Source organism: Capnocytophaga sputigena, assembly GCF_900446695.1.
Classification (GTDB): Bacteria; Bacteroidota; Bacteroidia; order Flavobacteriales; family Flavobacteriaceae; genus Capnocytophaga; species Capnocytophaga sputigena.
Map to the genome: position 1 here is coordinate 680330 of NZ_UAVP01000008.1, position 20898 is coordinate 701227.

A 20898-nucleotide genomic window follows, 5' to 3' on the forward strand; every position below is an offset into this window, starting at 1 on the left:
TTAATTTGTACATTTGCAAAAAATATTGAAACTATGGAAGCAACCACAATTACATTCCAATCAGAAATACAAGCTGTAGACTTTCCATTTATCGAAAGAATTTTAAACAGTTTGAAAGCTACAACCAAGGTTATTAAAGAAGAAAAGGACGAAACTTTGATGACTAAGGAGGCTTTTTTTGCTAAAATAGATCGTGCAAGAGCTGGTGAAAAAATACAAATGAGTAGGGAAGAAATGAAAAAATTGATGTTTGACTAATGGAAGAAAAACAACCAACCTTTGAGATTATTTATTCAAAAGAATTTTTTAGTGATTTAAAAATCCATAAGCAATCGGGTAATAAACAAATACTAAAAAAGATAGATACTTTTTTAGATGAGTTAGAAGAAACCCCTACAAAAGGAACTGGACAGACGGAACCTCTTAAAGGATATGGAGAAAGAAATGTATATTCCAAAAGAATCAATGGAAAACATCGCTTTATATATGAAGTTTTTGAGGAAGAAAAAAAAGTAGAAGTACTTTCTGCTTTCGGACATTACAATGATAAGTAATTAAAGAGTTAAAATTATGGACGGAAATACTCACACCCTCTCGGAGGTCATTAAGCTCATTGTAAAGCAAAATCACCTCAATTATGGTTTGCAAAAAGCCTCGTTGCCAGCCCTCTGGAATGAACTGATGGGCACAGCTATAGCGCGCTATACTACCTCGGTAGAGCTCAAAGGCAATACGCTATATGTGCGACTAACTTCGCCTGCACTTAGCAACGAACTGAGTTATGGCAAAACCAAAATTATTGAGAACCTCAACGAGCGCTTGGGAGAATCTCTAATTCAAAAAGTTATATTTCTAAACGGATGATACGACCCGCAACTCCCACCGATGCTTCTGCTGTTGCCCCACTAATGTTTCAAGCAATGGAGGAAATCGTGTATAAAATGATAGGCAAAGACCACAAAGAAGAAGCTATTGCCTTGCTAAAAAACCTCTTTGAACAAGAAGACAATCAGTATTCTTATAAAAATGCTTGGGTATATGAAGAAGAGGGTGTAGTAATAGGGTCGGTGATTGCTTATGATGGAGCGCATTTGCACCGCTTGCGCGCCCCTGTGCTGGCACTTATTCGCAGTAGCTACGGTATAGATATTGTGCTGGAAGATGAAACCGCAGAAGGGGAGCTTTATATAGATACCCTCAGCGTACTACCCACAGCCCAAGGCAAAGGCATAGGCTCACAATTAGTAGCCCACCTTAAAAAGGTAGCTACTCAGCCCATAGGCTTACTCGTGGATGTACAAAACCCAAAAGCCGAAAGACTTTACACCCACTTAGGGTTTGAGTATATAAATCATCAAGAACTTGCAGGTGGAATATATAAACACCTTGTGTTCAGGGGATAGAGGATAGGGGATAGGTATCAAATAAATTATTAATGAGATGAAGACATTAATCAAAAACACCATTATTATAAACGAAAATACCCTCTTTCAAGGCGACCTCTTGATTGAGGGAGAGCGCATTGCACAAATAGGTTCCCACATTACTCCTAAAGGGAATTACGAGGTGATAGAAGCTGAAGGCAAGTATCTCATCCCTGGGGTGATTGACGACCAAGTGCATTTCCGCGAACCTGGACTTATTCATAAAGCTACTATCGCTACCGAAAGTCGGGCTGCGGTAGCTGGTGGTGTAACTACCTTTTTTGAGCAACCTAACACCGTACCTCAAACCGTAACCATTCCGCTTTTGGAAGAGAAATTTGCAATTGCCAAACAATCCTCTTTTGCTAACTATTCTTTCTTCTTGGGGGGTACAAATGACAACCTCGAAGAACTGAAACGCTTAGATAAGAACGCTTGTGCAGGGGTGAAACTCTTCTTAGGCTCATCTACGGGGAATATGCTCGTAGACAATGAGAAAACCATAGAAGCTATTTTCAACAATGTAGATTTGGTCATTGCCGCGCATTGTGAAGATGAAGTAACTATTCGCAAGAATTTAGCCCACTATCAAGGCTTGTATGGCGAGGATATCCCTATAGACCTGCACCCTTATATCCGCAGTGCTGAGGCTTGCTATCTCTCCTCTTCACGCGCCATTGCTTTGGCTGAAAAAACCGGCGCACGCTTGCACGTGTTCCATCTTTCGACAGCTAAGGAAACCGACCTCTTCCGCAATGATATGCCACTAAAAGATAAGAAAATCACCGCTGAGGTGTGTGTGCACCACTTGTGGTTTTCGGAAGACGATTATACTACTCGTGGGGCTTTCATCAAATGGAATCCTGCAGTAAAAACTGCCGATGACCGCACAGCGCTGTGGCAAGCCCTCTTAGACGACCGTTTGGATGTGATTGCTACCGATCACGCGCCTCACACCCTCGAAGAAAAACAACGCAAGGGCTATACTAATATCCCTTCAGGGGCGCCTTTGGTACAGCATTCACTTGTGGCTATGCTCGAAAAATCCTACGAAGGTAGTATTTCTATCGAAAAAATAGTAGAGAAAATGTGTCATAATCCCGCAATCCTTTTTCAGGTAAAAGACCGCGGTTTTTTGCGTGAAGGTTATTACGCCGACCTTGTGCTGCTGGATCTGGATACCCAATGGACGGTACAGAAAAACAACCTGTTGTATAAATGTGGCTGGAGTCCGCTTGAAGGGCAACAGTTCCATTCGGCTGTGGTGAGCACTTTTGTAAATGGCAAACAGGTGTACCACAATGGTAAACTTATGGTAGAGCCTCAGGGGCAACGCATCACTTTCAACAGATAAGACTATGAAGAAAATTATTTATATATTGGTTTTGCTACTCGCAGTAGCAGCTTGCAAGAAGAATATCGTTCCTAAACCCGATAAGTTTTTGGACGAAAAACAAATGGAAAATCTGCTCTATGATTTGGCTGTGTTAGAATCGATGAAAGTTTCACAAGCTCAAAAATTAGACTCGTTGCAGTTCAACTCACAACAGTTTATCTACAAAAAATACCAAATTGATAGTATTTCGCTAGCGCAGAATATGGTGTACTACGCTTCTTTCCCTAAAGAATACGATACCATTGTAAAGAAAGTAGAAAAGAGAATCAAACTCCAACGCGATAGTATCGATAAAGTGATAAACACCCCTAAAGACATTAAAAAAGAAGAACAACCCAAAGAAGAACTCATTAAAGAACCCACTCAGTAATTTTGGACGCACTGCTCATTCATCGCACTTATCTCACTTGGATATTTCCTGCCTTCCTGCTCATTTTTGGATTGGTAGTTTTCCTTCGCGTGTTCTATCCCAAGCATTTTACGGACTATCAGCGGCTATTGCTCAACAATAAGTACATTATTATCTATGGCAAGAAGGAACGCAAACTCCACCTTTTCACGGTGGTACTCTATCTCATACAATGTTTGTGTTTAGCACTTTTTGTATATGTATGCCTAAAACACTATGGGATAACAATGCTTTATACCGAGAAGTTTATGTTTTTAGAAATTGTACTTTTCGTATTTCTATTTCTTGTTGCAAAACTGCTTCTTCAGCGATGGATTAGTAGTCTTTTTGACCTCTCCGATTTTAGCCGAGATTACATTTTTAGCAGGATAGCTTACTCCTCGTACGCTGCAATTGTGATGATAATTGTCCTTTTTTTAGGTGTTTATCTACCTTTTACAAGCGAAAAACACTTGTTTTTACTTCTTTTAGTGTTATTTATGATACTACTGATTATCAATATATTAAGTTGGCTTAAAATCATAAAATCCAATCAAAAAGAAATAAAACCATACTTATTCTATTTTATTTTGTATCTTTGCACCCTTGAAATAGCACCCTATATCTTTCTCATTTACGGAACAAGGTATTTTTAGGAAGTGTAAAGAAATAACATTTATGAAGGTAAAATCGATATTAGTTTCGCAACCAGAACCAAAGGCTGAGAACTCTCCGTACGCACAAATCATTCAAAACCACAATGTGAAAGTAGATTTTGTGCCTTTCATCAAAGTAGAAGGGATGACCGCTAAGGACATCAGAATGCAGAAGATTGACCTTACCAAATTTACAGCCGTTATTCTTACCAGCCGCAAATCTGTAGACCATTATTTTCGTATTGCTGAAGAAATGCGCTTTAAAGTGCCTATCACAATGAAGTACTTTTGCCAATCGGAAGCCATTGCTTACTACCTGCAAAAGTATATCACCTATCGCAAACGAAAAATATATGTAGGTAAAAAAGAGTTCGCCGACCTCTTGCCTATCCTCAAGAAATACAAAGACGAGAAATTTCTCTTTCCAGGCTCTGATGCACCTAAACCCGAAGCTACAGCTGCTTTAGATGAGATTAAAATAAAATGGGAACGCGTGGTATTCTACCGTACCGTATATTGCGATATTTCGGCAATTAAAGAAAACAAGTACGACATACTCACTTTCTTTTCGCCTGCTGGGATAGAAGCCCTTTTCAAAAGTTTCCCCGATTTCTCACAAAAGAAAACTAAAATAGCCGTTTATGGCGATGCAACCCTTAAAGCTGCTGAAGAAGCAGGACTCATCATCGATATCAAAGCGCCTTCACCCGAAAGTCCCTCGATGACCGTTGCCCTCGACCATTATTTAGGCAAACAAAATAGTAAAAAATAAAAAAAGACTGCTAAAAAGCAGTCTTTTTTATTATGCTCTTCTTTCATTTAAAATGCGTGGAAGAACGCGGGGTTGCCAGTAGTAGAGAGGATTTGCTCTACGGTTTCGGTAGCTGGGTTGAAAGCGAAGAGTCCGCGTTTATCACTTCCAAAAGCACCAAAGAGCACTCTGTCTTTCAGTTTGGTGATAAGGATACTATGTCCATCGGTAAGAGGAACGCCTCTTATTTGGCTGATAGACTTGGCATTGAAATCTATGAGCACAGCCATTGCATTTTTAGCAGTGTAGGGGTTTGAACCGTTGAGTTCTACTATACCCACATAAGCTACTGCTTTTCCATTGCCTATATACAAACAGTTATACACGCTGGCAGGCTTGTAGGTAGTGCCTGCAATGGTGGTAGTAGAGATGTCCCACGATTTGCTGCTATCAAATTCAGTCTTGCCTTTGGGAATGCAGAGGAAACCACATTTGGTATTGTCTTTAGAGTACCCAAAATAGCCTGCGGTAGCCATATAAATATCACCTGCCTCATTAGTGAAGAGCATTCCTTTACATTGCGCCATAGGGCGGGTAGGGAAGGTGAGTTTGGTAGTAGTCTCGGATACTACTTTTTCCACTACATCAGTTTGAGGGTTGATGATAGCCACATCACATTGCTGATAATCGGGATAAGGTTGCCAACCTTCTCCTTGGTTCACTTGGGTAAGACATAGATAATATTTGCCATCGCGAAGAATACCCATAGCTGGTTCAGGACTAGTATCATTGTGAGCGTATTGGCTGAGATTGATTTCACCTGTTTTTTGCATCGTTTGTGGGTTGATAATCCACACTACACCTTGTGTATAGAAAGGTACGTATGCTTTGGTATCACTTATTTTTTCGAGGTGACCCACCATTGAGCCTGCAAGGACATCAAGAGTAGCTCCTTTGGTGAGTTTTTGGGTAGTAGGGTCATACGTCCAACGGGTAATACCAGCTGTACCTTTCATAGTATCGAAGATATAAACATTATTACCTTCTACTTGTACCGAAGAGCTAAACTCTATTTGTTCGGCTTTAGAGTTATCAACAGCGATACCTCCTGCCATTTTATGAATGATTTGAAGATAGGAACTACCACTCATTCCATCAGGATTTTTCACCGAAGTTTCTAATAAGAAATTACCGTTGTACTCTACCGTGCTGGGAGGCACAGGAGCTGGTTTGGTGTTGTCATCTTTTTTGCAAGACACACTAAGCAGTGCAAGACTGCAGAAAGTTAAGATTACTTTTTTCATTGTAGTTTATTTTTTTGATTAATTTTCGATTTTTGCAACGCACTAAATTGCCCGTGCGGCTCGCACCAAATTGCCTGTGCGGCTCGCACTAAAATGCGTAGAAAAAGTCTGCACCCCCTTCTGTGTTTAGTACTTGCTTGCTGATACCGGTAGCAGGGTCATAGCTAAATAAACCTCTTTTTTCTTTACCCGATACACCAAAAATCACTTCGTTGTTGTTTCTACCAATAAACACGCTGTGGCTATCAGTATAAGGGATACCATCAATCTTCTTAATAGTTTTAGCGTTGAGGTCTATCAACACAGCAATACCATTTTTATCGATAAAAGGATTATCAATATTAAGTTCGGCAGCAGCTACAAAAGCAGCTATTTTGCCATTCCCTAAATATTCAGCACTGTATATGGTAGAGGGTTTATAGGTAGTACCCTCAATAGTAGTGTTGGATATATCCCAACTCTTACTACTATCAAACTCAGTAGCCGATACGGTAGTACTTTGAGGTATGCACACAAACCCTGAATGGGTATTTGCGGGATTGAACCCGAAATAACCAGCACACATTATATATATATCTTTGTTTTCGGTAGTGAAAATACAAGTTTTATATGAAGGTTGAGAAGGCATAGCCAAGTGAGTAGTGGTTTCTGATATTACCTTTTCTACCTTATCAGTTTGTACATTGATGATGAGTACATCACTTTGGAGATGGTCGGCATAAGGAGCATAATCAGGTCCTAATTGCAATAGGGGTAGGTAGAAATACCCATCGCGTATTATTCCGTAGCCTGCATCCGGACTGCTGTCGCTGTGGGCGTACCTTTGAATGTCTATTTCACCTGTTTTCTGCATTGTTTGTGGGTTGATAATCAATACCTTTGGTACGTTGTATAAAGGCAAATAGGCTTTGGTATCGCTCACCTTTATCAAGTTGCAGGGCATAGAGTGTGCAGGGGTATCGAATTTTTTACTTTCGGTAAGTTTTTGGGTAGTAGGGTTGTAAATAAATTTTCTCACACCATAACTACCATCAACAGCATCTAATGAATATACCTCATTGCCATATATCATTACACTCGACATATAAGGCACTTGTATAGCTTGTTTGTTGTTTAAGGCAGTATTGGCATTGAGATCATTAGTAAGTTGTAAGTAAGAACTACCACTTTTACCGTCGGGGTTTTTAAAGGTAGTTTTCACCAAATACTTTCCACCGCCTTCATTAGAAGGAGTAGGGGCAGGGGTGTCGTCTTTTTTGCAAGACACACTAAGCAGTGCAAGACTGCAAAGACTTAGGATTACTCTTTTCATTGTAATTTATATTTATGGGTTAATTTTCGATTTTTGAAACGCACTAAATTAGCTAATTGACAGATTAACTACTCTTTGGTTGAATCGTTTGTAGAAATAAGGAATTTTATAGAGCATTCTAAAAATAAAAGGATAGCGTCCTTCGTCGTACTCACTCATATAATACTCTTTAGCCAAATGGATTTTAGGATGCCAACTTTCCATTACAGCACTTTCTTTTTCGCTCCACTTAAATTCAGGACGTTGGTTTTCACCCATTGCTCTCAACGAATCGTGATTTTTGGCGTGTCCTACTAAGGTGTAGGCGAGCATATCAAACAAAAAAGTAGCTTCGTCTACTTTATCGCACAGATTGATCATAAAATCCTTTACTTCTCTCTGGGGGAAGTACATTAGCACGCCCTCCACGATGATGAGCAATGGCTTTTGGTGTGCTTTTACGAGGTCAATCCATTCTCTATCAAAAAGCGACATCTCTAAAAAAGAGCGGCGTTCAGTCTCTTCAAAAAACTGACGACGCAACTGCATCACTTCGGGCAGGTCGAGTTCGTACCAGTGGGTAACTTCGGGGCAACCCAAACGCTCATAGCGAGCATCGAGTCCTGCTCCCAGTTGTATGACTACCGCATCGGGGTGAGCGGCGATAAATTTGCGTGTCTCTCCATCAATCAAACTTGCGCGCACGCATACCCCTGCTTGCGAGAATTTAGCTTTCTTAAACTTGCTGAAATCATAGTCTATTTTGCCGATAATCTCAGCAGCTTTTTCATCGCGCAACAACGGATTTTGTTGTTGGTTTTCAGTTGCTTTTGCCCATAAAGTAATGAGCATTGTTTCAGGTATTTTGTTCATAATCTAAAATATCATTCTAATCTTCACTCCCCCATTAATACCAGGGAGCGGACGGTTAAATTCCGATAAAGTTTTTTCGTTCGTTACATTGCGCAATTTGCCCGATATAAAGAGTTTGTTATTCAAAAAACTGTGTTCAAAACCTATATCTATAGTGGTGCTTCGTGGGATACGGCGTTTTTGCAATTGGGTCAGTTCAAAATCGTAGAAATATTCTTCTACAAAAGCTACATCGGCAAAGAGGCGGGTGTTCTGACCGCTACCGCCAAAAAGATTTTCACGGTGAAATTCCATTCCGGCGTTTGCCATTAGGTAGGGGATATTAGGCATACGCTTGTATTTGGTAGGATTAGGGACGGTGCTGGCGGGTTCGTAGTCACGGGTATCGCGCAAGTCTTGGTAAGTAGTATTCACGTAGGCATAGAGCGAGGGGAGTACATCGGCTTTGGCTTCAAACTCTACCCCAAGGGTGCGCATCTCGCCAAAATTCTGATATTGAGCGCCTATAAGTCCGGCGGTGTAGCGTATCATATCCTGCAAGTACATATAGAAGAAGTTCATTTCTATCTGTGCATTGGTGGGGTGTTTGCCCGTGAGGTCGAACAATAAACCGAGGTTTGCACTGGCATTGCGTTCGGGTAGGAGGTCGGCACTGGGCACTACACCGATGCCGTCGCCCAAAAGCTCACTTTCTGAGGGGATACGCACTTCATAACCTGCTGAGAGTTTCCCCATTAGCGAAGGCAAAAAGCGGTAGCGCATAGCGTTGTTCACCCCCCAATTGTTCTTTTCTAAATCAACATCGTACTTACCAGGCACAAATAATGGTGCCATTTGAGTGTGCATAGTGTATTGGTAGTAGCGTACAGTAAACGAGTTGAGAAATACATCGTTAAGTGACCGCAAGTCGTAAGTAAGTCCGCTCACCCAGCTGTGCATACGCGAATCGAAATTCACTTGCTTGCCTAAACTGAGGGTTTTCAGTTCGTCCTTGGGCGTTCCTTTGGCTATGGAAAATACACTGTTGAAATTGAACGAATGACGCTCGTTGATGATGTATTCCAAGTTGGTTTTATTGATAAACGATAGCTTTTGGTCATCGGAATCCGAAGGGAAGTTGTAGCCCACCTCACCTCCGTAACGCGATGGGGTAGGGTAGGAGCTACCGTCCCATTCATAGCGACGAGTAGCTTTATCGATGAAGTTCATTTTGGTGAGTACCACCCCGTTGAACATATCAAAGTTGAGCCCTTCGGTTAGGAAATTGTCTTTGGTGAGTTTGTTAGCCAAGCCCGCCATTAGGCTTTCGCTATGAGCCTCGCGAATGTCGTACTCTATACCTTGTATTTCTTTGTAAGTCTTCACCACTACGGGTTCAAACTCTACCTCGTCAAACCACCATTTTTTAGCTTTAAAGCTCCCCCCGATGATGTATTTTCGGTATTTATCGTGGTTACGGGTGATGTGTAACCCCTCGCGATAAGGCGAATCGAAAGTATAGTTATTATCGGAAGTGGTATAGCCTCCACCAATTCCAAAAACGAGTCCACGCGCTTTCAAGTTGCGTTTGAAGACCCCTTGGGCTTTATGGGTATTGAAACTCTCATAGCCATAGCTGAGGTCGGCATACTTATCAGGATATTCGCGAATTACAATATTGATAGCTCCTCCCAAAGACGAACCTCCAAAGCGGGCAGGTACCACGCCTTTGTAAATCTCGATGCGGTCTATCATATCCACAGGAATATCGTTGATATCTAAATAGTCGGTTTGTTCAGTCATTGGCAATTCGTCTATGAAGAAGCCAATGCGCTTGCCTTCCAAGCCTCGTACCGAAATGCGCGAACTGCTCCCCACACCTCCAGAAGTGCGCAAGGTTACCCCCACGGTTTTGGCGAGAATGTCCTGCACATTGCTCACCGTGCCCCGCATATTGCTCATATCAATTACCGTTACAGGCATACTCTCTTCTTTCTTTTGGTGAGCGATACTCTTGCCCGAAACAGTTACCCCACTTATTTCCTCAGCTTGCTCTTTGAGGCTGATATCCAAACGTTCTTGTCCTTTTAGATATATTTTCTTACTAAAAGTTTGATAGCCTAGATAGCTACCTATAATAGTGTAATTGCCTTCGGGGATACCCTTTAGATGATAGTTACCTTGTGCATCGGCATTAGCGCCTTTTTTCAATTCTTTGAGGTAGATATCAGCGCCTATGAGTGGTTTTTGAGTAGCTTTATCGGTAATTTTACCCGAAAGTTCAGCAGTATTTTGAGCCCATAAAGAAGAAGTAGTGAGCAGTAATAAAAGAAAAGTTTTGTATAACATAAATATTGGTTTTTATCCATTAAATCATTAACTATCAGTATCTAACCTTTATCCCCTGACACCTGATACCTGACACCTAACTCCTAAAAATTTGGTAGTTTGAAATATATTATTTACTTTTGTTCTAAACAACGGATTTCAAGAGGCAAAAGTACACTAAAATAAAAGTACTATTGTTTAATATCCTTAGCAAAGTTTTATATCTGAATAGCTATGATGAATGAAGTAACATTACCTTTGGTGACCAGTGAAGAAGAAGTACAAAGCTACTATGAGGGAGTGAGTGAACACATGGGATTGTTTCGGTTAGAACAACAGTTTTTAGGCGAGCATACTTACTACTGTTGGCAAGCACAAATGAAAGAAGATGTAGTTTTTGAAGGACGTATGGATATCCCCTCAGTGCGCCTTTATTTTGTAACGCAAACACATAAAGGTATACAAATAGAGATTGACAAACGTATTGCTACTGCCAAAACAGGAACTCATAATATATTTTTCGGGCGTGAGGAGTGTTTAGGGAAAGATTTTTTTCACAAAGATGATACTATAGAGGTGATTTCCTTAGCTGTGAGTGCCGAAAAGTTTGCACAAATAGCTGCTACCTATCCCGAAACCTTTATGTCGTGGTATGAGCGTTATCAACACAGCGGCAATTTTATGCTCTCCCCCGAACATTCTTTGCCTACTACCTTTGCTATGCAAACGGCACTTTGTCAGTTGCAGCACGCAACCCTCTTAGGCAAGGCTGCCCGCCCCTATACCGACCTGAAAGTGCAGGAACTTCTCCTTTTACAACTCCAACAATACGAACAACAACAGTCGCAACCTCACCAATATTGTAAAAACCTAACCGATGTACAGAAGATGTACGAAGTGCGCGATATGCTTACAGCCCAGTTAGATACTACGCCTTCCATAACTGAATTAGCGCGTGCTGTGGGTACTAATGAAAAGAAATTGTGTTACGGTTTCAAAGAAGTATTTGGCACTACAGTTTTCGGTTACTTATACGATTATAAAATGGAGTTAGCACAGCAGCTACTTCTCCACACCGATAAGAACATCAGTGAGATAGCATTTGCTTGTGGTTATGAGTATGTATCGCATTTCTCTACTGCCTTTAAGAAGAAATTCGGCAGAAGCCCGAAACAAGTGTCAGGGGACAGAGGATAGTTATAAACTTTGTGAAAGTAGATTACTCTGATAATCAATTACATTGTAGGGGCGTTTTGCAAACGCCCTTTACAAAAAAAGCTGCCTAACATTAGACAGCCTATTTATGCTACAACTTCAAAAGTTCCTCTACGTATTCTCTACTGTTAGAAAGTCGGGGGACTTTGTTTTGCCCGCCTAGTTTGTCTTTATGCTTGAGCCAATCGTGGAAAAGACCCGTACGTGCGCTGTGTACTTTGGGTTTGTTGAGGGTCATATTGTTGTAACGCTTGGCTTCATAATCGGAGTTGAGCTTTTGGAGTTCAAGGTCTAATATCTCGGTGAATTGCTCTAAACTCTCTGGCGCCGACTCAAATTCTATCACCCACTCGTGTCCGCCTTTTAGCTTGTCCTGCATAAAGATAGGAGCTACAGTGTAATCTATCAAATGACTATTGGTTTGTTCGCAGGCTTTTTCTAAAGCGCGCTCAGCATTCTCTACAATCAGCTCTTCGCCAAAAACATTGATAAAGTGTTTGGTGCGCCCCGTAATCTTGATGCGATAAGGTGCTACTGAGGTAAATCGCACGGTATCACCTATGATATATCGCCACAAGCCTGCATTGGTGCTAATCACCATCGCATAGTTTTTGCCTATCTGCACTTCACTCAGCGGAATAGCTTTTTGTTGGGCAGTGCCAAAGGTCTCCATCGGGATGAACTCATAGAAAATACCATAGTCCAGCATTAGCAGCATTTCGTCGGAATTGTTACGGTCTTGAATAGCAAAAAAGCCTTCGGAAGCATTGTATATTTCGTAATAGCGGAAAGTATCCGAGGGGATAATATTTTTGTATTGTTCGCGATAAGGAATGAAACTCACTCCACCGTGGAAATATACTTCTAAGTTTTCCCACAATTCTAATAGGTGTTGTTTTTTGGTATCTTCTAAAATGCGGTTCAGCAATACGAGCATCCACGAGGGTACACCTGCAATGCTGGTAACATTTTCTGTTTTTACTTCTTTTACAATTGCCTGTAGTTTGCTCTCCCATTCACTCATCAGTGATACTTTGTTGCTGGGAGTACAACTCCATTCTGCCCAAAAAGGCAAGTTTTCAATTAAAATCGCCGATAAATCACCAAAATAGGTGCCGTTTTGCTCGTATAATTGCTTGCTACCCCCAAGTCGCAAACTCTTTCCTTTGAAAAGGTTTGAGTCCTCGTTGTTGTTCAGGTATAAGCAAAGCATATCTTTCCCTGATTTATAATGACACAATTGCAGAGCCTCCTCACTCACTGGAATGAACTTACTTTTGGCGTTGGTAGTCCCGCTGCTCTTAGCAAACCACTTGATGGGCGTATGCCAAAACACATTGCGCTCACCGCGTCTCGCCCTTTCTACATAAGGCTCAAAATCCTCGTAGGTAGTGAGAGGAGTTTCACGCGCAAACTGCTCGTAGTTCTTCACCTCAGCAAAGTTGTACAATTTGCCGAGTTCGGTATCTTTGGCATTGCTGATTAGTTCTAAAAGCACACGCTCTTGTACCCTATGAGGATTTTCTACAAACTCTTGTATCTGGTCGATGCGGCGTTTTAAAAACCACGAAGTGATAGAATTAAATAAAGCTAAAGGCATTTTGTTTCAGGTTTCAGGGAATAGATTTCAGGTTTCAGGGTATAGGGGTCAGGTGTCAAGTTAGGATTCTGATACCTGACCCCTGACCCCTAACACCTGATAACTTATAAAGAATTTTCTTTAGTGAATTTTACGATTTCGGAAATACGTCCGAAAGCAACGCCCACTACTGTATCGGCAGCACCGTAGTACACTGCTACTTTGTCTTCTTCGATAGAATGTAAGGCAGCACAAGGGAATACCACATTAGGCACATCGCCGGTAGTTTCGTAGAGAGTGGCAGGTGCCAAGAGGTAAGGTTGTGTACGAGCGATTACCTTGCTTGGATTGTTGAGGTCTAACAAAGCAGCCCCCATAGAGTAGCGGAAACCGTTGCAAGTATTGATTACCCCGTGATAGAACAAAAGCCATCCATCTTTAGTTTTGATAGGCACAGCTCCTGCCCCTATTTTGGTACATTGCCAAGCGCTATCTATAAAAGGCGTTACTTTCATCACGCAGCGGTGTTCACCCCAGTATTTCATATCGGGGCTATAGCTGATGAAAATATCACCGAAAGGTGTATGTCCGTTATCACTTGGGCGGCTAAGCATTGCGTATTTACCGTTGATTTTCTCAGGGAAGAGTACCCCGTTGCGGTTGAAAGGCAAAAAGGCATTCTCGCATTGGAAAAACTCTTTGAAATCAAAAGTATAGGCAATCCCGATAGTAGGACCACAATAGCCATTACACCAAGTTACCCAATAGCGGTCTTCGATAAACGTTACGCGAGGGTCGTACTTATACTCAGAATGAAGGAAATCAGTATTACCACCTTTCATCACGATAGGTTCGTGGTTGATTTCCCAATGAATAGCATCTTTACTGAATCCAGCGAAGATGTTCATTTGTACTGCTTTGTTGTCGCAGCGGAAAACCCCTGCATAACCATCTTTAAAAGGCACTACGGCACTATTAAAAATACTGTTAGAGGTAGGGATATCATACCTACCGATAATAGGGTTTTCAGAATAACGCCACATTACATCGGTACAACCCGCAGGGCGTTCTTGCCAAGGAATTTTTTGACTCATTATTTTTGTTTTAGTTATTAGTTATTTTATCTTTCTGTCTGTCCTGCCGCGACCTACAATTACACTGTTTTCTTCACCAATTCTGTGATAAATGCTATTTGCTCGTCGTCAAGCTCGGTGTGCATAGGCAGAGAGATGACTTCTTGTACTAATTTATTGGTAACGCCAAAATCGGCTTCGTTATAAGAGCTGCGGGTATAGGCTTTTTGGGCGTGCAATGGTATAGGGTAGTAAATACCAAAAGGCACTCCATTGTCACCCAATACTTTGGCGAGTTCATCGCGTTTGCCATTGGTGATGCGGAGGGTATATTGGTGGAATACGTGGTCATAACCCTCTGCGATTACAGGGGTAATGATATGAGGATTGCCTTTCAGCGCTTCTGTATATTTGCGAGCTGCTTCACGGCGGCGGGCGTTATAATCGTTTAGGTGAGGAAGTTTGGCGCGCAACACAGCCGCTTGTAAAGAGTCGAGACGAGAGTTTACCCCTACCACATCGTGGTGGTAACGCACATACATACCGTGATTTACGATACCGCGAAGGGTGTAAGCGAGGTCGTCGTCGTTAGTAAAGATAGCCCCTCCGTCGCCGTAGCAACCGAGGTTCTTAGAAGGGAAGAAAGAAGTTGCCCCTACGTGACCGATAGTGCCTACTTTTTGTTTGTGACCATCGGCAAAAGTATAATCAGCACCAATAGCTTGCGCGTTGTCTTCAATCACGAAAAGGTTGTGTTTTTTAGCCAAAGCCATTACGGCTTCCATATTGGCTGGCTGACCGAACAAATGCACGGGTACAATCGCTTTTGTGCGAGGAGTAATAGCTTTTTCAATAGCCTCAATATTGATGTTGAAAGTATCATCGTATACATCTACCAATACAGGGGTGAGTTTCAGTAAGGCAATCACTTCTACGGTTGCTGCGAAGGTAAAATCGGCAGTGATGACCTCATCGCCTTCTTTGAGTCCGAGTCCCATCATTGCGATCTGGAGGGCATCAGTACCGTTGGCACAAGGGATGACGTGTTTCACGCCCATATAGTTTTCCAATTCCTTTTGAAAGGCTTGTACTTGGGGACCGTTGATAAAAGCAGTGGTGCTGAGTACTTCCTCAAAAGAAGCTTGTACTTCATTTTTAATTCTTTCATACTGACCTTGAAGGTCAACCATTTGTATTTTTCTCATATATTGAATATTTTTAGTCGTTATAATTACAGACGGCAAAGGTACAAAGTAATTGCTAAATTAGCAAATTTTAGTTATTGATTGTTAGCCACTTCCAAATAGCCCGATATTCTTTAGTTTTCTTATAGAAAAATTAAAAACTTAAATTACTAATAAACAATACTTTAAAAATTTTATCTAAAAATAATCTCTCAAAAAAATTGGAAAATAAAATAATTGTTTCTACTTTTGTCCTTTCAAACAGAAAATTTTAGTTATATACCTTATTTTAATAAAAATAAATGAGAACAATACAATTTAGAGAAGCCGTTTGCGAAGCAATGAGCGAAGAAATGCGTCGCGACGAATCTATTTATTTGATGGGTGAAGAGGTTGCCGAATACAATGGCGCTTACAAAGCCTCTAAAGGAATGCTCGATGAGTTTGGTCCTAAACGTATAATCGATACCCCTATCGCCGAAGGTGGTTTTGCAGGTATCTCAGTAGGAGCTGCTATGAATGGCAACCGCCCTATCGTTGAGTTTATGACCTTTAACTTTTCGTTGGTAGCTATCGACCAAATCATCAACAATGCCGCTAAAATGCGCCAGATGTCAGGTGGTCAATTCAATATTCCTATCGTATTCCGCGGTCCTACCGCTTCTGCTGGTCAGCTTGCTGCTACTCACTCTCAAGCCTTTGAGAATTGGTATGCTAACTGCCCTGGTTTGAAAGTAGTAGTACCTTCAACTCCTTACGACGCTAAAGGATTGCTCAAATCAGCAATTCGCGATAACGACCCTGTAATCTTTATGGAGTCTGAGCAAATGTATGGTGATAAAGGTGAAGTGCCTGAAGAAGAATACACTATTCCTTTGGGTGTTGCCGATATCAAACGCGCTGGTAATGATGTAACTATCGTATCTTTTGGTAAAATCATCAAAGAAGCTCACAAAGCTGCCGATATTTTAGCTCAAGAAGGCATTGAATGTGAAATTATTGACTTGCGTACCGTGCGTCCGCTCGATTTTGATACTGTATTCGCATCAGTGAAAAAAACAAACCGCTTAGTAATTTTAGAAGAGGCTTGGCCTTTTAGCAGTGTTTCTTCAGAAATTACTTACCAAGTACAAGAGCACCTTTTTGATTATCTCGATGCTCCTGTACAACGTATTACTACCACCGATACTCCTGCGCCATTCTCTTCAGAATTGCTCAAAGAGTTCTTGCCTAACGCCGAAGACGTAGTAAAAGCTGTAAAAAAAGTACTTTATAAATAAGAATTTGCTATCATTTTTATTTTTTAAAAGTTATATTTTATTTTTTAGTCTTCACGATTTCCTTTTTCGTGAAGACTTTTTTTGTACTCTACCTCCGTTAAAGTTTTGTTAAACTCTTATATTTACAATGTTAAACTTCTGATAACTTAAAATAAGAGTTTTTAACATATTTCCATTACCAAAATACTAATAAAACATTAAAAATTAAGTCCAAAACTTTTTTCATTAACATATTTATTATGTTAAATTGAAAAACAGACATTCTGCTCTCTGAATAGATCTTGTCTATATTGAAGTTTTTTTTACTACCTTTGTATAAAATAGATGAGAGAAAGCAAAAATGCCATTGATTAAAACATTTGATATTGATGTAAAGACTAAACTTTACTTATGGGATGTGGAGGAGAGGCTCACTGATTTACAGCAAGCGGTCGTACTCACACCCCAACAGCAAGAGAGTTTGGATGCCATTCGCAATGAGAAAGGTAAAAAGAACTTCCTCGCTACACGCTTATTGCTCAAAAATATTGGGTATACACCTACAGCTTTGTTTTACGATCCTAACGGAAAACCATTCCTCAGCGATGGAAAACAAATTTCTATCAGTCATTCATTCAATAAAGTAGCAGTGATTATTAGTGATAGAAAAGTGGGGGTAGATATAGAGAAAAAGCGTGAAAAAATAGTAGCTATCGCACATAAGTTCACCCAATGGAACTTTAGAGCAGCCTCCTTCTCTTTAGAAAGTATCATACAAAAACTCACAATGACGTGGTGCGCTAAAGAGGTAGGTTTTAAAATTCACGGCAATCCCGAATTCACCCTCAACGATGTGAAAGTACGCGATTTCTTCCCTACTGATAGCTCTACCGAGATACTCGTAGGGCGTGGTAAATACGAAGTCAATTTCATTTTTATAGAGGATTACGTTTTAGGCTATTGCCATAGTATCAAGTAACAGCTAACAAGTAACAAGTAATAAAAAAGCAGCTCTTTTTGAGCTGCTTTTTTTGTTTATCAAAACATTTTTCGGTTACCCCATCTTTATAAATTTATATATAACTAAAAATATTTTCTTAATTATTTTTGTATTGTCTAAAAATATACTACTTTTGCCCCGAAAAATTAATAATTAACACTATATGAAAACTTTGTTAACAGCTATTGCTATAGCTTTCAGTACTTTATGTTTCGCTCAAAACGGAACTATCAAAGGTACTATCACGGTGAATAATGAACCTTTAGAAGCCGTAACTGTCCAATTAGAAAGTAAATCTTTAAAAAAATGGACAACTTCCGACCGCAATGGTCATTATGCCATTTCCTTACCTGCCGGTGAATACCGACTAAAAATTCGTTCCTTAGGGTATATACCTTATGATGATAAAGTGGTTATCACCGAGGAGGAAACCCTCTCTCAAGATGTCACTCTTAAAGAAGATGTGCTCGGTATAGACGAGGTAGTGATTACCGCTACTAAAACTAAAGAAAACCGCAAAGATGCTCCTGTGCTTGTGAGCGTTACTACCCATCGCGAATTGGCAAACGTGAAAGCTCATACCCTAATGGAAGGACTCGTTTTCCAACCAGGGTTACGCACCGAAGTAAACTGCCAGAACTGTGGTACTTCGCAAGTGCGTATCAATGGGTTAGAGGGTGCTTATTCTCAAATCCTCATCGATAGCCGTCCTATTTTTGGCTCGCTCAATGGCGTGTATGGCTTAGACCAAATACCTGCCAATATGATTGAGCGTATAGAGGTAATCCGTGGAGGTGGTTCAGCGCTTTTTGGATCTAATGCCATTGCTGGTACTATTAATGTGATTACTAAAAACCCTACCAAAAACGAGGCACAAGCAAGTATCGTGAGCAACCTCATAGGCGGTAAATCGGGCGATGTGGTGAGCTCTTTCAACGGTTCACTCGTGAGTGAAAACTATATGCGCGGTATCTCTTTCCACGCAATGCAACGCTCGCGTCAGTCTTACGACGATAATGGCGATGATTTTACCGAAATCACTCGTTTGCGCAACCTCAATGCAGGTGCAAAACTCTTCAACGATTTCTCCGATCGCCACAAACTTACTGCCGAACTGAACGTGAGCAACGAAAACCGTCGCGGAGGTAATAAACTCGACGAACCCGAACACCTTGCTGACCTTGCCGAGAGCATTCGCACTCAAATGCTTGGAGGGAATGCCTCTTTCGAGTATTTCTCACCTGCTTATAATCATAAGTTCACCGCCTATACCAGTGCCGAACGCACTCGCGCTGATAACTACTATGGCAGTTTCGACGGTACCGACATCGTAGCATCTTCTGGCAACTATGGGGTTACCAAAGAGAATATTTGGTTACTTGGCGGACAACATACGGCTTATGTGCCTACAGGCAAAGGAAATTTACAATGGACATCTGGTGCCGAATATCAATATGATAAGATAGCCGAAAAACGCCAGAATCCTAATGTGCTTGCTGTAAACCAAAAAGCCAATACTTTCGGACTTTTCACGCAAGCCGATTGGCGTATTTCGCCTAAAGTGAAACTCCTTGGTGGGGTGCGTTTAGACAATGTAAATTCAGATATAATGAAGAAAAGTGTTACAGCCCTCAACCCTCGTGTGAGTGTGCTTTATAATATCGATGAAAACTTTATTGCTCGTGGTTCGTATTCACGTGGTTTTAGAGCGCCTTTCTTCTATTCAGAAGATGTACACAGCGAACTGCAAGGGGGTGAAGCACGCCGTGTAAAACTCGCCGATGATCTCAAAAAAGAAACTTCCGATAGCTTTACCGCTTCTTTTGAATACAATCACACTCAGGGAGCGAGCCAGTTTGTAGCGATGCTCGAAGGTTTTTACACAGCTTTGCACGACCGCTTTACTTATGAAGATGCTGGCGAAGAAAACGGATTGCCTATTCGCGAGAAACGCAATTCCAATGGCGCCGTAGTAAAAGGGGTAAATATAGAAGTAAAATACAGCCCCAATTCTAAATTTATGGTACAACTCGCCACCACTATCCAAAGTTCTAAATACAACAGCGTGCAAAACCCCGAAGAAAATGTCTATACCGATGAAATTCTCCGCACACCAAGTGTATACGGCAACCTGATGGCTACCTATAAACCACGCTCTAATTGGGATATCAACTTTGTAACCGTATATACAGGTAGTATGAAAACCACGCACTTAAAAGGCTATATTCCTGATACGCGTTTGGAGACCACTCCCGCAATGTGGGATGTAGGCGTGAATACCGCTTATGAATTTAAATTCCAAACATTCTTCCCTTTAGAAGTAAGTTGTGGTATCAAAAACCTTTTTAACCAATATCAAAAAGATTTTGACAAAGGTGCTGAACGCGATGCCGATTACATTTATGGTCCTTCGCTACCTCGCACTATGTTTGTAGGTTTAAAAGTGAAGATTTAATATTCATATTAACTTTGCAAAGTTTGCCCAAAAATTGAAACTACTTTTATAATCTATTTTAAATAAAGAAGATACAGGAATTACAAGAAGATTAGGTAATGATTTAGTAATAGCTCTTATTTCATTTGATTATACCTATTTTCTCAGTAACTTCTAGGTGCAAAGGTACAACATCTTGACAATATAACCAAAAAAATTTACCTTTGCACCCGCAGACGTGCGTTGCTGCACGTCTGCGTGGAGCTGGTAATGTGTCAGATGTGTTATTTTTAATTATGTAGTAGAATGCGACAAAATCAAAAAATTTTGTCAGATTGAAAAAAAATGTATCTTTGCTCCCAATATGAGATTTTTCACCTTCATACTTAGCTTATATCTGTTGGCACTCACTGGGCTGCCTTGTACGGATATGCTTGAAGGTGAGGAGTCTTCAGCTTCTTATGAATTTGTAACAGCCCCAACTGGGGAACACTCTCATTTTCATTTGGATAGCTGTTCACCTTTCTGCATTTGCACTTGCTGCCAAATGGTAATCAGCACGCCCACTACTTATGAGGCCTTAACCATTGCTCAAGCCACCGCAACCATTCCCTCCTATAGCTATCCCCTGACCGTATGGTCTTCGAACTGCTATGGGAATATCTGGACTCCTCCCAAGATATAGTCTTTTCTTTCTTCATCTCAAGTGATTGTTCATTAGTCATCTCACCCATCATTAGTCATTAACTAATCATTAATTCTTA

Annotated in this window: 20 protein-coding genes; 13 read left to right on the top strand and 7 right to left on the bottom strand. The window is 40.8% G+C overall.

Going from position 1 to position 20898, the window contains the following annotated elements:
• Positions 1-33: 33 nt before the first annotated feature.
• The 8 genes from DR017_RS09655 to DR017_RS09690 are packed head-to-tail and all read left to right on the top strand — an operon-like array spanning position 34 to position 4636.
• A complete protein-coding gene (locus DR017_RS09655) occupies positions 34-258 on the top strand; it encodes a hypothetical protein (protein WP_002679792.1) in 225 nt (74 codons plus the stop codon).
• Positions 258-554 (top strand): Txe/YoeB family addiction module toxin, encoded by a 297-nt coding sequence (locus DR017_RS09660; RefSeq protein WP_002679678.1) that lies wholly within the window; start codon positions 258-260, stop codon positions 552-554. Before DR017_RS09655 ends, DR017_RS09660 begins: the two co-directional genes overlap by 1 nt.
• Positions 555-570: 16 nt before the next feature.
• Complete coding sequence (locus tag DR017_RS09665) at positions 571-864, top strand: DciA family protein (RefSeq protein WP_002679574.1); 294 nt, start codon at positions 571-573, stop codon at positions 862-864.
• Positions 861-1403 (top strand): GNAT family N-acetyltransferase, encoded by a 543-nt coding sequence (locus DR017_RS09670; protein WP_002679658.1) that lies wholly within the window; start codon positions 861-863, stop codon positions 1401-1403. The genes DR017_RS09665 and DR017_RS09670 overlap by 4 nt, the downstream gene beginning before the upstream one ends.
• 37 nt (positions 1404-1440) lie before the next feature.
• Positions 1441-2778, top strand: a complete 1338-nt coding sequence (locus DR017_RS09675) for a dihydroorotase (RefSeq protein ID WP_002679609.1) — start codon at positions 1441-1443, stop codon at positions 2776-2778.
• A gap of 4 nt (positions 2779-2782) precedes the next feature.
• Positions 2783-3190, top strand: a complete 408-nt coding sequence (locus DR017_RS09680; protein WP_002679682.1) for a DUF4296 domain-containing protein — start codon at positions 2783-2785, stop codon at positions 3188-3190.
• Positions 3191-3192: 2 nt separating this feature from the next.
• Complete coding sequence (locus DR017_RS09685) at positions 3193-3864, top strand: DUF4271 domain-containing protein (protein WP_002679697.1); 672 nt, start codon at positions 3193-3195, stop codon at positions 3862-3864.
• A 22-nt stretch (positions 3865-3886) separates the two neighbouring features.
• Entirely contained in the window at positions 3887-4636 is a 750-nt protein-coding gene (locus DR017_RS09690) for a uroporphyrinogen-III synthase (RefSeq protein WP_002679633.1), read from the top strand.
• Between the two features lie 47 nt (positions 4637-4683).
• Here DR017_RS09690 and DR017_RS09695 read toward each other — a convergent pair whose 3' ends face one another.
• From DR017_RS09695 to DR017_RS09710, 4 genes are all read right to left on the bottom strand, one after another.
• Positions 4684-5919: a DUF4374 domain-containing protein gene (locus DR017_RS09695; protein ID WP_002679699.1), complete on the bottom strand. Its 1236-nt coding sequence runs from the start codon at positions 5917-5919 to the stop codon at positions 4684-4686.
• Positions 5920-6007: 88 nt separating this feature from the next.
• Positions 6008-7231, bottom strand: a complete 1224-nt coding sequence (locus DR017_RS09700; protein ID WP_002679740.1) for a DUF4374 domain-containing protein — start codon at positions 7229-7231, stop codon at positions 6008-6010.
• Between the two features lie 48 nt (positions 7232-7279).
• On the bottom strand, positions 7280-8083 hold the full coding sequence (locus DR017_RS09705; RefSeq protein WP_002679670.1) for a class I SAM-dependent methyltransferase: 804 nt from the start codon (positions 8081-8083) through the stop codon (positions 7280-7282).
• Between the two features lie 3 nt (positions 8084-8086).
• Positions 8087-10411, bottom strand: a complete 2325-nt coding sequence (locus tag DR017_RS09710) for a TonB-dependent receptor (RefSeq protein WP_002679562.1) — start codon at positions 10409-10411, stop codon at positions 8087-8089.
• A 207-nt stretch (positions 10412-10618) separates the two neighbouring features.
• Between DR017_RS09710 and DR017_RS09715 the strand changes: the two genes are divergently transcribed.
• Complete coding sequence (locus DR017_RS09715) at positions 10619-11587, top strand: helix-turn-helix domain-containing protein (protein ID WP_040361258.1); 969 nt, start codon at positions 10619-10621, stop codon at positions 11585-11587.
• Positions 11588-11696: 109 nt separating this feature from the next.
• Here the strand turns inward: DR017_RS09715 and DR017_RS09720 are convergent, their stop codons facing one another.
• From DR017_RS09720 to DR017_RS09730, 3 genes are all read right to left on the bottom strand, one after another.
• The gene (locus tag DR017_RS09720) at positions 11697-13205 is read right to left on the bottom strand and encodes a GH3 auxin-responsive promoter family protein (protein WP_002679806.1); all 1509 of its coding nucleotides are present in this window, start codon (positions 13203-13205) and stop codon (positions 11697-11699) included.
• Between the two features lie 104 nt (positions 13206-13309).
• Positions 13310-14278 (bottom strand): glycoside hydrolase family 130 protein, encoded by a 969-nt coding sequence (locus tag DR017_RS09725; RefSeq protein WP_002679718.1) that lies wholly within the window; start codon positions 14276-14278, stop codon positions 13310-13312.
• 59 nt (positions 14279-14337) lie between these two features.
• Entirely contained in the window at positions 14338-15462 is a 1125-nt protein-coding gene (locus DR017_RS09730) for a DegT/DnrJ/EryC1/StrS family aminotransferase (protein ID WP_002679752.1), read from the bottom strand.
• Between the two features lie 281 nt (positions 15463-15743).
• Here DR017_RS09730 and DR017_RS09735 point away from each other — a divergent pair, with 281 nt between their 5' ends.
• The 4 genes from DR017_RS09735 to DR017_RS14515 all read left to right on the top strand — a co-directional run bounded on the left by DR017_RS09735 (position 15744) and on the right by DR017_RS14515 (position 20819).
• On the top strand, positions 15744-16721 hold the full coding sequence (locus tag DR017_RS09735) for a pyruvate dehydrogenase complex E1 component subunit beta (protein WP_002679756.1): 978 nt from the start codon (positions 15744-15746) through the stop codon (positions 16719-16721).
• Between the two features lie 340 nt (positions 16722-17061).
• On the top strand, positions 17062-17679 hold the full coding sequence (locus DR017_RS09740; protein WP_002679656.1) for a 4'-phosphopantetheinyl transferase family protein: 618 nt from the start codon (positions 17062-17064) through the stop codon (positions 17677-17679).
• A 184-nt stretch (positions 17680-17863) separates the two neighbouring features.
• On the top strand, positions 17864-20155 hold the full coding sequence (locus DR017_RS09745) for a TonB-dependent receptor (RefSeq protein ID WP_002679786.1): 2292 nt from the start codon (positions 17864-17866) through the stop codon (positions 20153-20155).
• Positions 20156-20498: 343 nt separating this feature from the next.
• Positions 20499-20819 carry a DUF6660 family protein gene (locus tag DR017_RS14515; RefSeq protein WP_009750737.1) on the top strand — a complete coding sequence of 107 codons (321 nt, stop codon included), beginning with the start codon at positions 20499-20501 and terminating at the stop codon, positions 20817-20819.
• The last annotated feature ends 79 nt before the right edge of the window (positions 20820-20898 follow it).